Here is a 12,695-nt window from a genome sequence, read left to right as displayed (position 1 = left end):
GGTTGTCACTCGTTAGTTTTTTTCTGTACGATGAACGATCTCCTTTCACACCTCCGCGCGGTGCTGCAACGCCACGGACTGCTGCGTCCCGACGCCCTGATCCTGGCAGCAGTGTCGGGCGGCCCCGACTCGCTGTGCTTGCTGCATCTGCTCTGGCGGCTCCGCGCTGCCGACGGCCCACGACTGCACGTGGCCCATTTCGACCACGGGCTACGCCCCGAGTCGCTCGATGAGGCGCGTTACGTCGCCGATGTGGCAACGGCCTGGGGCGTACCGGTGAGCGTCGGGCGAAGTGACGTGGCCGCGCTGGCGGGGGCCAGCGGCGACAACGTGATGGCGACCGCCCGGCGCGCCCGCTACGCCTTCCTCGCGGCCACGGCCCGCGCCATCGGCGCCTCGGCGGTTGCGGCGGCCCATCAGGCCGACGATCAGGCCGAAACGGTGCTACTCCACCTTCTGCGTGGCGCTGGCCCTGCCGGGTTGCGCGGCATGCGCGAAGCGACTCCCTGGACCGAATGGGCGGTCGAGACCGTCAAGGTCCCGTCGCCAACCTCTCTCCACTCTGCGGGTGCACCTCCGCCAACCCTTGTTTCTGCCGCTGAAATCGCAATCCAACCGCCAGATCTCACGGGACCAGCGGCAACTCCAGGGCCGCCACTCGTACGACCCCTGCTTGGCATCACTCGCGCCGCGATTGAAAGCTACTGCCGAGAACACAACCTTGCGCCGTTAGAGGATCCCAGCAACCGGGCCGAGCGCTACGCTCGCACGCGCGTCCGGCGGCTGCTGACCGCCCTCGCCGCCGAGAACCCGCGCATCGTGGAGACACTGGGCCGAACCGCGGCAATCTGCGCCGCCGACTATGATTTTCTGCAAGCTCAACTCGACGCCGTCTGGCCGACGCTTACCGTGGAGACCCCCACGGCGATCATCCTGCGCCGCTCCGCGTGGGAGCGGCTCCATCCCGCGCTGCGGCGCTACGCAATGCGGCGCGCGGCGGCGCGGCTGGGCCTGGAGGAGGTAAGCCAGCCGCAGATCGAGGCCGCCTGCGCTCTGGCGGCGCATCCCGGCCGGCGTTTGCGCCTGGGCGCCACCCTGCGTCTGGAGGTGGAGCAAGAGCGCCTGATCCTGGCCCCCCTCTCCGTCTCTCCGCCCGGCGATGCGCCGCAACTGGCCGTGGACGAACTACCTATTGCGTTGCCAGGGCGTCTCGACCTCGGGGGAGGCTGGATGTGCATCGCGCAGACCGAGCCGCCCGTCACTCCTTCTGCCTGGTGGGTGGCCCTCGATCCGCAGGCTCTCGACGGCCCTCTGGTGCTGCGTCGCCGCCGACCCGGCGACCGCTTCCGGCCCCTCGGCGCGCCCGGAAGCCGCTTGCTGCAGGATTTCTTTGTGGATCGCAAAGTGCCACGCGGGCTGCGCGATGCCTGGCCCCTCCTTGCCACCCCGACCGCGGTGGTCTGGGTGCCAGGCCATCGCGCCGACCGGCGTTTCGTCGCCACGGAGCGGAGTCAGGGTACAATCTGGATCGGGATGATCACGACACGGGAACCATCAGCGCAACCTGGCTGGCGGCGGGGTCAGCGAGCAGTAGAGGGGCGTATGCACCGAGATATCGCCAGAGTGCTCATTTCGACGGAGGAACTGCAGACGCGCATTGCCGAGTTGGGGGCGCGGATCACCGCCGATTACGCCGAGGCGGGGGATTTGCTCCTGGTTGGAGTGTTGAAAGGCTGCGCCATGTTTATGATGGATCTGGCCCGGAGCATCGAACTGCCCGTGGCGATGGATTTCATTGCCATAGCCAGCTATGGCGCCTCGACCGAGTCAAGCGGCGTGGTGCGGCTGCTGAAGGATCTGGACACCGACATCGCCGGGCGGCATGTGCTGATCGTTGAGGATATTATTGATAGTGGCCTGACTCTGGCCTACCTGCGCGGGCAATTGCTTCGCCGCAACCCCGCCAGTCTGCGTATTTGCACCCTGTTGAACAAACCTGAGCGTCGTGTTGCTGATGTGCCGGTGGATTACCTCGGCTTTGACATTCCCAATGAGTTTGTCGTCGGATATGGCCTGGACTATGCCGAACGCTACCGAAATTTGCCCTACATCGGCATCCTCAAGCGCGAGGTCTACGGAGCATAGCATTGGTGCAACGCCCCAGGCGTAAGGTTGCCCCTCACCCATGCAGACATCTCTGGCAGAGGGAAGGGGGCAGGAAATCCATGAACTTCCAGCAACTCCCCGTTTGTGAAGTGAGCCAGATTACAATCCACGTGTGATCTGGTTCCCTTGAAGGGGGAGATCGCATTTGGTATAATTTAGCCACGGCGTCCGAATGCGCGGCGCTAAGGCGGTGCATTCGCGTTGTCTATAGACGCCGCCCCACGTGCGTTCCCCGAGCGCAGCGATGAATGCGCTTATGGCCGCTCCGCACTGCTGTCGCTTTCAACCCGTAGTAGAGGGACAACCCTAGAGGGATGGACACAACGAATGGGCGATAATCGCTGGTTAAAGAATAGCTTTGTGTATCTGATCATCCTGGTCGCCGCGCTTGCGCTGTTCTTCCAGTATTTTGGGCAAAACTCGACCCAGAGTAATGAGAAGGGCATCGCTGAGGTCATAGCCGACGCAAAGGCCGGTCGGATTAAGCAAATTGCTGCGCAGGCCGGCGATGAGCAGATCATCGTCACCTACACTGATGGCACCGAGTATCGTTCACGCCTGGAGTCGAACGATAGCGTGATGGGTCTGCTTGCGGATTGGGGTGTGCCGCTTACGTCCTCTGACGGCAAACAGCTTATCAATGTCCGGGTCAGCCCTGCTCCGGCATGGGGCGGGCTGTTAAGCATCTTCACCATCCTGTTGCCAACCCTCTTGCTGATCGGCTTTTTCGTCTTTTTCATGCGCCAGGCCCAGGGATCGAACAATCAGGCCCTTTCCTTCGGCAAGAGCCGTGCTCGCATGTTCTCTGGCGATAAGCCGACGGTCACATTTGCTGACGTGGCCGGCCAGGAGGAAGCCAAGCAGGATCTGACGGAGATCGTTGAGTTTTTGAAGTATCCCGACAAGTTCGCCGCCCTCGGCGCGCGCATTCCGCGCGGCGTTCTCATGGTTGGCCCGCCCGGAACGGGTAAGACGCTTCTCTCCCGCGCCGTGGCCGGCGAAGCGGGCGTGCCCTTCTTCAGCATCTCCGGTTCTGAGTTCGTTGAGATGTTCGTTGGCGTGGGCGCCTCGCGCGTGCGCGACCTCTTTGACCAGGCCAAGCGCAACGCGCCCTGCATCGTGTTTATTGACGAAATTGACGCTGTCGGTCGCCAGCGCGGCGCCGGCCTGGGCGGCTCCCACGATGAGCGTGAGCAGACCCTCAACCAGATCCTGGTGGAGATGGACGGGTTCGATACGAACACCAACGTAATCGTGATCGCCGCTACGAACCGCCCCGATGTGCTCGATCCAGCACTGGTGCGTCCGGGCCGGTTCGACCGCCAGGTGGTGCTCGATGCGCCCGACGTTCGCGGTCGGATTGATATTCTCAAGGTGCACACTAAGGGCAAGCCGCTGGACGAAGACGTCAATATTGAGGTTATTGCGCGTCTTACACCGGGCTTCTCCGGGGCCGATCTGATGAACGCCGTGAACGAAGCCGCCATCCTCGCCGCCCGGCGCTCGAAGAAGAAGATCAGCATGGCCGAACTCCAGGATGCCATCGAGCGCGTGGCTCTCGGCGGCCCCGAGCGGCGCTCGCGGGTCATGACCGACCGCAAGAAGCTGGTCGTCGCCTACCACGAGTCCGGTCACGCCATCACTGGCGCGGCGATGCCGCGGGCCAACAAGTTGCAGAAGGTGACGATCATCCCTCGCGGACGGGCCGGGGGCTACGCCCTGTTCCTGCCTGACGAGGACAACCTTGGCCTGCAGAGTCTGGCCTACTTCAAGGCAGAGATGGTGGTCGCCATGGGTGGCCGCGCCGCCGAGGAAATCGTCTTTGGCCCCGAGGAGATCACCACCGGCGCCTCGCAGGATCTGGTCTCGGTGACCCGTACCGCCCGTGCGATGGTGACGCGCTACGGAATGAGTGACAAGCTCGGCCCGCTGGTGTTCGGCGAGAAGGAAGAGTTGATTTTCCTTGGCCGTGAGATCAGCGAGCAGCGCAACTACGGCGATGAGGTTGCACGCCAGATTGATGAGGAGGTGCATCGGCTGGCCGTTGAGGCCTACGAGACCGCCATGCAGATCCTGATCAACAATCGCGCGGTTCTCGATGATATGGCCAATGCCCTGCTGGAATTCGAGACCCTCGAAGGCGAGCAACTGGCCGAACTGCTTAGCCGCGTCAAGCCGCTGACGCTTGATATGAGCCGCAACGGCAAGACTGCCGAGAAGCCGGCTTTGCCCACGCCTCCGCCAGCGGCCGGGCCGCTGCCGGCTTGATACGCCGATTGCCAGACCAGAGGGGCGAGCCACGCGCTCGCCCCTTTGCTGTCAGGTAAACGGTCAAGCCCTAATCCGCATTATCAATCTGCGCCCGCTGCAGCGTCCCGCTGTAATCTACGTATACGCTCTTCCACTCGCTGAACACGTCGAGCATCGTGGGCCCGGCCTCGCGATGGCCATTACCCGTGGCTTTGACCCCGCCGAAGGGCAGATGGATCTCCGCGCCGATTGTGGGGGCGTTGATGTAGACGATTCCCGCTTCGAGTTCGTGCATCGCCCGGCAGGCGGCGTTGATGTCGCGGGTATAGATTGACGCCGAGAGACCATAAGCCACGTCATTCGCCACTTCCAGAGCTTCGTCCAGGCTGGCTACTTCAATGACGCTCAACACCGGGCCGAAGATCTCCTCGCGGGCGATGCGCATCTGGGGGGTGACTCCGGTAAAGACGGTCGGCTGCACGAAGAAGCCATGAGCGTAAGCGCCTTCGATCAGGCGCGCGCCGCCGCAGCGCAGGGTCGCGCCCTCGCGCTGGCCAAGCTCGATATACGCGAGGACGCGCTGGAGCTGCTCCTCGTTGACCAGCGGCCCCATTTCCGTCTCGGGATCCAGTCCATTCCCGATGCGCAGGCGGGTCGCCCGGTCCACGATGCGTTCGACCAGGGTCGCCGCGACGTTGCGATGGACGATCAGGCGGCTGGTGGCGGTACAGCGCTGCCCGGTGGTGCCAAAGGCGCCCCAGATCACCCCCTGCAGCACCAGGTCGAGATCGGCGTCGTCCATGACGATCAGCGGGTTCTTGCCCCCCATCTCCAGACTGACGCGCTTGAGTTGGCGCGCGCCCAGTTCGTAGACCAGGCGACCCACCTCGGTGCTGCCGGTGAAGGAGATCACCGGCACGTCGGGATGCTCGACCAGCGGCTGCCCGGCGCTCGGCCCGAACCCGGTGACGATGTTGACCACGCCGGGGGGCACGCCGGCTTCGACCAGGCACTCTACCAGGTTGTAGGTGCTCACCGAGGCGTCCTCGCCGGGCTTGATAACCACGGTATTGCCGCACACCAGGGCCGGGAGCATTTTCCAGGAGGCGATGGCCATGGGGAAGTTCCAGGGGGTGATCAGTCCCACCACGCCGATGGGCTGGCGGATGCTCATCTGGAACTTGTTGGGCAACTCCGACGGCGTGGTCACGCCGTGCATGCGCCGGCCCTCGCCACCGGCGTACTGGGCCATGCCGATGGCCTCAACGATGTCGCCCCCGGCCTCGAAGAGCGGCTTGCCCATCTCGCGGGTCAGGTCGCGGCTGTAGCGCTCCTTGCGCGCCTGCAACAACTCGGCGGCCTTGAGCAGGATCTCGCCGCGCCTGGGAGCCGGCACCCGACGCCAGCCCGGATAGGCCGCCTTCGCCGCGGCCACGGCGTCGTTCACGTCATCGGCGTTGCTATCCTGAAAGATGCCAACAACCTCACGCTGATCGGCGGGATTGCGCCGCTCATAGGTCTTGCCGCTGCGGCTGGCAACGAATTCGCCGCCGATGAAGTTCTTAAAGATCCGCGCGGACATAGCCGTCCTCCCTTCCCCGGTGGGGCAGGCTGGCAAGGTTGCCCCACGCGTAAAAGTCTCACGTCCTTCCAACCGGCTGTTCCACGTGAAACACATGTTCGGATTTAAATTGCCCTACCAGGATCAGGCGGCGCCCCCCGGTTCTCCTAATCAAGCGACTATGTTCATCTCAGAGAGTTGCGCTTGCAGGCCTTGAGTCGCCGTGCCAAAACCCGGCGAGCCTGTCACCATTGTAGCGCATCGAAGGGGGAAAGGACCGGTCAGTCCTGAGGTTCGCGGTTGGCGGGCGTTGATTCATATATCAAAGGACCTGTCCACAGATGCGGATGGCGTCTGGCAGGATCGGCGCTGACACCGCGCTCTTCCAGAACTTTCAAGAATGCTGCATCACTCATCCTTGCAATCAATTCCAGATTGTCAGACTGGCCGAGCCACTGCGCTAACCGCGTGCGTTCTTCGGGGGTAAATCTAGCGCGGCGCAGCGAGCGTTCAAAAGTCCATTCCGAAATCGGCAGGCGAACGAAATCGGCATTCTTATACCTGAATAGGCAGAGCGTGCGAGGTAAAGGGATATTATCCGATTGCAGATCGATCAGATACAGAAGGCGCCGGTTCAGACGACTACTCTTGATCCATTGCGCAACTACTGGGGAGCGATAACGGGCGCCTGCCTGCTGCACCAGATTGACCAGCGGCAGCCATCGCATTTGTTCAGGCGAGGGTCCGGCTGCCTGGAGTCTGGATAGTTGGTTTACCACCTGCGTGCGAATGGCTGCCAACTCATCCGCCATAGCCGTGTCCTGCTTCTCGAGCCAGCCTGGTTCCGCATCGCCTGCCTGACCTGCGACACGTTCGATCCCGTTCCAGAACTGCTGGATACGTCCAATCAGCGTCTCCTGATCCCTGGGAAAGAGCCGTTCCCAGAGCCAGGCCAGGCTAAAGAGCAGCGCTCCAATAATGAGGATCATTACCGCGATGGCTACGATGATCATGGTCACTTGCTCTACCGTGACGAGTGGAATGATAGCCTGCAGCCACGCAGGATAGGTTTCTTGATTGATTACTGAACCAGGAATGAATTGTGGCAGGGCGATGACCAGGGCAGTAAGGGCCGCCAGGGCGCCGAGAATGCGGGTCCAATATTCCAGGCTTTCGCGAGCGATCCGGTCGGTCTCCGTGAGCAGCGTTTCGAGGGCATTTGCCACTCCGGCGATGTTTTCGATCAGCACTGGCACCTGTGACCGCAGTGATTTCATCGGCTGTTGCAGGTAGCTATACGGGTATGCTGCCATAAGCGCCTGGTTCAGACCGATCGTCTGACTGTTCAAGGGTTCGGAAATAGTGAATTGACGCCGGAAATAATCATCGGCGCCGTCAATATACCCTTCGAAACGGCTCTGCAATTGCTCCGTCCGGCCGCTAAGATTAACCATGCGTCCCTGCAACTGAGCTACCGGCATCTTAATCGCGCGTAATTCATGGGTGAGGCGCTTCTGGTCGCCGCGGCTCAGGGAAGGCAGGAGTGCGACCATCCTTGAGAGATCGAGACTTAATGAGTCGACGGTGCCGCCCCACACCGCGCGCAAGTGGGCCAGTTCCTGATAGTCGGTGTGGATGTCGCGCGCTTCGTTCGAGATTGAGAACTCGAGGAAACTGAGCTGAGTGGTGATGAAGTCGATGTCGTGCTCAAGATCGATCGCGCTTGCCGGACGCGAACGGGTCGGCAGTAAGACGTAATAGGCTTGGTAGGAATTCTGCCTGATAACCTCCCGGCGAGCGGCTAACAGATCCCCTTCCAGAACACCCCAGGACACCTCTTTTGACAGAGGATCGTCTGAGCCAAGACAGACCCTGATGATCTGGCTGATGCCAGGATCGTCTGCGATACGTCTCTGCTCGATCAGAGGGTCCTTGGAGGCGTAGTCCAGAATGTAAAAAACTGCTGGCATTCCATCGAGTCCGGCAAACCGGGGCGCTGCGCTGGGGATGCCAAAAAAGCCAAGGAGGTAACTCTTAAGATTGGTCAACTTGTTCCTGTAGAATTCTTGCAGAATCCACAGTGCATTATTAATGGAGAGCGAGGCGGGGATCGCTGGCTCATCAGGCGTTGGAGGCGCAGCGCGATTCGCTTCCGGCCAGCCGCTCCAGATGGTCAACATTGGTTTGCAGATGATTTCGTTGCGACTGATGGCGAACTCGACCAGACGCCAGGAAACGTAAAATGGCAGCGTTTTTTCCGCCACGCTGCCCATAAACTGGTCTATTGCCGATCCGATCTTAGGGTCAGGCGCGCCTTGGATCAGTTCATTGATCGTGAGCGCAGCAAAAAGCGTACAGCGATGGCGAGAGAAGAGTTGATAAAACGGCCTCTCATCACCGACCATTGCCATTCGTTTCGAATAATCATCAAACGCACGCTCCATCAGTTCTGCCCACCAGATCCCCTGAGTTCCGCGATACCAGACGTACTGCCGGTCGCGACCCTCAGCAGCGCGCACCACAGCGATCAGGTTCTCTAAGTACGGTTCGCAAAGTTCCCTATCTCCCTTTCGGCTGGAGATCGCATCCGGTGAGATTCCCAACTTCTGGAGACTGAACGCCAGTTCTGGTTGCCTGTCAATTTCCGCTGTTCCGAGGACGCTTGACACGATCTGCCCTGCACCGATTGCATCGACTCCCAGCCAGGCCTCAGGCAGATGGAGGAACCAGCGGATAAGAGATGGCAGACCTTCCGAATGGCGCAGGCCTTCGTCAAGGTTGGTTTGCCAGTAGAATGGCTGTCCGACCACCAGCCCGACACGGTTGACGTTGCCCTGCTCCAGGCGGTCCTGCTCAACGGGTTGAGGTGTCATTGTGAACTTCTTTCGCAAATCATTTGTCGATTGCGATAAGTGTAACACAAAACTTCTCTCTAATTCATATATATATTTACTTAAATATGGCGACGCACTATTAATTTTCTCTTCAGACGTCTTTGCCAGGGTCGTGGAGTTCTTGCCACACGATGATGGGTGACATCGCACGGCTTTCGGGAGCGCCAGCACGCCTCGCGCTCGCAGGTCGCCAGTCCGGGCGCCCAGGAAGAGGCTAACGCCCTGAGCGCGTCACCTTTTGCTGGCGGCCTTGATGCAATCGCCGGGACGTTGGGCGAAACGGAGAACTTTTCGTCAAGCTCTCGCCGCCCCCCCTACCACTCACGGTTATGATATGCTTTATACTAAGAACCGTATACTACGAGCGCAGCTGACACTGGCGCATCGCGCGCCCCAGGCTTTCCTGGCTGCGCCAGTGCGACAGAGGCTAAACATCGAGGAATGCGATGCTTGAAATAGAAGTTGCTGTCGCGAAAGTGGCTCACCACGGCAGTGGCGAGAGCGGCGATACCCTGGAGATGATCGAGCGGCCCGGCGGCGGCTTCTCGTTTGTGTTGATTGATGGCGAGGGGACCGGTCGCGGCGCCAAGACGCTCAGCAATCTCCTTGCAACCCGCGCGATTGCCCTGCTGAAAGACGGCGCGCGCGATGATGGCGCCGTCGCGCGCGCCGTGCATGACTATCTGTACACCTACCGCGCCGGTCAGGTGGCTGCAACGTTGAACATTCTATCGGTGGATTATCAGAGCGGCAAGATCTTAATGTCCCGCAACAATCCGGCGCCGTTCTTTGTCATTACGCCCCAGGGCCTGCACAGCTATAGCGAACCTTCGACGCCCATCGGTCTGCAGCCGATGACAAAACCGATCATCACTGAATTGCCGGTTGAACCGTACACCTACATTGTGGTCTTTACCGATGGGTTGACCCGTGCCGGGGAGCGCTACGGCGAGGATCTGGCGCTGGGCAACTTCCTCTCCGGCTGGCCCGCTGCGGCGGGGCGCTCGGCCAGCGAGTTGACCGAAGAGTTGTTGCGCCGGGCGTTGGAACTGGATCGTGGTGAACCGGCCGATGATATGAGTATTCTTACCATGGCCGTGCTCCCGCGCCCGGCCACGCTTAAGGTCCGCCGTCTCAGGGCCAGTCTGCCCTTCGAGGCGCCCGCCGGGACCGCTCCCGATGTGCGTGCCGCCGCTGCAGATGAGGGTTGATGCCTGCATATGAAACCGCCTTTCTCCCCTGGACGGCGCCCCTACCGCACGGCGCGCGAACGGGTGGCGGCCCGGCGCATGCTGCGTGGTCAGGTTGCTCCTCGACGGAGGTCGCTGGTGCTTCCTGGGGTGGCGCTCCTGCTGGTTGCGCTCCTCGCTGTCGGCCTCTGGAGCTGGATCGGCAGCGCCCTGCGCGGCTTCCAGCAGGAGGATCCCCGCCGATCGGTCGCCGATGCCGGCAGCACGGACTTCGACGCCAGAATGCTGCCTCGCGATCTGCGTAAGCCGTTCAATGTACTGCTCATCGGCGTTGATCGCCGGCCCGACCCGGAAGAAGGCGCCCGCAGCGATACGCTGATCCTTGTGCACGTTAACCCTGCCGAAGAGTGGGCGGGAATGCTCTCCATACCCCGCGACTCCGTGGTGCAGATCCCCGGTCTGGGCATGGCCAAGATCAATGCCGCCTATGCCTACGGATACAATAATCCCGAGGCCCTCTACGGCCGCGGCGTTGCGCCCGAGGCCGCAGGGGGCGCTCTCGCCGCTGAAACCGTCGCCGGCTTCCTCGGTGTCGAGGTGGATTATATCGCCCAGGTTGATTTTCAGGGCTTCCAGCGTCTGATAGACACCCTCGGCGGCATTCCCATCAATGTTGAGCGCCCGATCTTCGATGCCGCCTATCCCTCTGAAGATTACGGCTACGAGCGTCTCTACATCCCCGCTGGTCTACAGGTGATGAATGGCGATCTGGCCCTGCGCTACGCGCGCACCCGCCACGCCTCCAGCGACTTCGACCGCTCGCGACGCCAGCAACAGGTGCTCCAGGCCATGCTGCACGAAGTGCGCGCCCGCGGTTTGCTGAGCCAGGTCACGCTGTTGCCGGATCTGGTCCGTGATTTGCAGGCGAGCGTCCGCACAACCATACCCCTGAGCGACATCGAAACCCTCCGCGGGCTGGCCGCCCTGGCTCAGCGCCTCGATGCAGAACGTATTCTGACCCTGAGCATCAATCCCGACGAGGTGGGCGTTGTCTGGGAGAATGGCTCAGATGTCTATTGGGACCCCGCGGACGTCGCGGCTCAGGTGGCCCGATTACAGGCCGGCCCTGACGCCGCGGTCGAACGGGCTCGCGTTCAGGTGCTCAACGGCGCAGGCGTGCCCGGACTGGCAGGACGGGTGACGGCCTGGCTGTCAGCGCGCGGCTTCAGTCTGGCAGCCCCCGATGACGCCCCGCGCGTCTACAAGCGCAGCCAGTTGATCGATTACCGTGGCCGACCCGAGACCCTCCGCCGCCTCGCTGAGACGCTTGGCCTCGATCCCGGCGATGTGTATGCCGTGCCGCCGGCTGGCTCGCCGCCCGCTGACGGGGTGGACCTGGTGCTCATTCTTGGCGAGAATTATCAGCCGGCATGGGCCGGTGAGTAGCTCTGTCACCTGGCTCCGAGACTCCAGGCAAACTGGTTATCTGTGGCATTGCGCATGAAGCCTGAGCCGCGCTCCTGAGCACGCGCGGTTTGCAGGCCGACGCGAAGGCGCAAAGCCGCAACAGGAAGCGCCCTGAGTTGACGCGCTAACCTATGTGCGAACTTTGCGTCTCTGCGGCCTGACTTCTCAGACTATTCGAGCAATGCCGGGTGTGCTACAGCGACAGACGATCAAGGAACTCGAGCAGCGCTGCGTTGAAGGCCTCAGGTTGTTCCAGGTTGCTCAGGTGGCCGGCGGCGGGGATGCGTCTGAGGGTGGCGTCGGGCAGCGTCGCTGCCAGACGTTCGGCTTCAGCGGGCGGAGTCAGACCGTCCTCCTCACCCACGATCACCAGCGCCGGCACGTCTATGTCAGGCAGGTCGGAACTTGAGTCGATCCGCAAGGCCATGCCGCGCAATGCGCCAGCGATGCCATCGGGGCTGTTGGCCGTGATAAGCGCCCGCAGCGTGTCACGAACCTCGGGCGCCGCGCCTGCCGCGACCAGATTGGGGATCATCTTATCAGCAATCGCCCCGGCGCCCTGCTCTTCAGCCAGTCGCGCATTGGTCTCGCGGGTCGCGCGTCCCTCCTCGCTATCGGCGCCGGCGCGCGTATCGGCCAGCACGATGGCCGCCACCTTGTCGCGGTGGCGGCGCCAGAAGGCGAAGGCAATGTATCCCCCCATCGAGAGGCCTACCACTACCGCTCGCGTCACGCCCAGGTGTTCCAGCAGGGCTGCTGCATCGTCAGCCAGCGTGTCCATCAAGTAAGGGCCGGGCGGTGCATCGCTGCCTCCAAAGCCCCGCAGATCCGGGGCGATAACCCGATAGCGGTTCCGCAGCGCCTCGATCTGCGGTTGCCACATCGCGGCGCTGAGCGGAAAAGCGTGCAGCAGCAGCACCGCCGGTCCCGTCCCTACATCGTCGAAGCGCATGCGGATCCCGTTGAGGTTGGCCTCCATGCGATCCTCTCCTTCGTTACTTCCTCATCAGGCATGATTTCGCTGCGCGGCCTCTCGGGTCGCCGTTCGGGGAGGTGTGGAGAGCATAACCCTCCACGATGGGTTGCTTCCGCCCACGACCGGCGCACTCTGACCGGGCCAGGACCCATCCGCTGCCGCAGGCGGAACAGAGGAGTGCGGACACGCTA

7 protein-coding genes and 1 pseudogene are annotated in these 12,695 nt (G+C 62.2%); 5 read left to right on the top strand and 3 right to left on the bottom strand.

Going from position 1 to position 12,695, the window contains the following annotated elements:
- Positions 1-30 precede the first annotated feature (30 nt).
- From tilS to ftsH, 3 genes and pseudogenes are all read left to right on the top strand, one after another.
- Positions 31-1,506, top strand: a pseudogene (gene tilS, locus NZU74_05015) (tRNA lysidine(34) synthetase TilS).
- A gap of 96 nt (positions 1,507-1,602) precedes the next feature.
- Positions 1,603-2,145: a hypoxanthine phosphoribosyltransferase gene (hpt, locus tag NZU74_05010; protein MCS6880671.1), complete on the top strand. Its 543-nt coding sequence runs from the start codon at positions 1,603-1,605 to the stop codon at positions 2,143-2,145.
- A gap of 348 nt (positions 2,146-2,493) precedes the next feature.
- The gene (gene ftsH, locus NZU74_05005; GenBank protein MCS6880670.1) at positions 2,494-4,434 is read left to right on the top strand and encodes an ATP-dependent zinc metalloprotease FtsH; all 1,941 of its coding nucleotides are present in this window, start codon (positions 2,494-2,496) and stop codon (positions 4,432-4,434) included.
- Positions 4,435-4,504: 70 nt separating this feature from the next.
- Here the strand turns inward: ftsH and NZU74_05000 are convergent, their stop codons facing one another.
- Both NZU74_05000 and NZU74_04995 read right to left on the bottom strand, forming a co-directional pair.
- A complete protein-coding gene (locus tag NZU74_05000) occupies positions 4,505-5,998 on the bottom strand; it encodes an aldehyde dehydrogenase family protein (GenBank protein ID MCS6880669.1) in 1,494 nt (497 codons plus the stop codon).
- Between the two features lie 260 nt (positions 5,999-6,258).
- A complete protein-coding gene (locus NZU74_04995) occupies positions 6,259-8,850 on the bottom strand; it encodes a hypothetical protein (protein ID MCS6880668.1) in 2,592 nt (863 codons plus the stop codon).
- 467 nt (positions 8,851-9,317) lie between these two features.
- On the opposite strand from NZU74_04995, the gene NZU74_04990 reads away from it, so the two are divergent.
- Together NZU74_04990 and NZU74_04985 are read left to right on the top strand one after the other, a co-directional pair.
- Positions 9,318-10,082: a serine/threonine-protein phosphatase gene (locus tag NZU74_04990; protein ID MCS6880667.1), complete on the top strand. Its 765-nt coding sequence runs from the start codon at positions 9,318-9,320 to the stop codon at positions 10,080-10,082.
- Between the two features lie 9 nt (positions 10,083-10,091).
- Positions 10,092-11,507, top strand: coding sequence for an LCP family protein (locus tag NZU74_04985; GenBank protein ID MCS6880666.1), 1,416 nt, complete (start codon positions 10,092-10,094; stop codon positions 11,505-11,507).
- Positions 11,508-11,721: 214 nt separating this feature from the next.
- Here NZU74_04985 and NZU74_04980 read toward each other — a convergent pair whose 3' ends face one another.
- On the bottom strand, positions 11,722-12,507 hold the full coding sequence (locus NZU74_04980) for an alpha/beta hydrolase (GenBank protein MCS6880665.1): 786 nt from the start codon (positions 12,505-12,507) through the stop codon (positions 11,722-11,724).
- Positions 12,508-12,695: the final 188 nt, after the last annotated feature.

This window comes from Chloroflexaceae bacterium, from assembly GCA_025057155.1.
In the GTDB taxonomy this organism is placed as follows: Bacteria; Chloroflexota; Chloroflexia; order Chloroflexales; family Chloroflexaceae; genus JACAEO01.
This window is presented reverse-complemented; position numbering and strand designations above follow the sequence as displayed.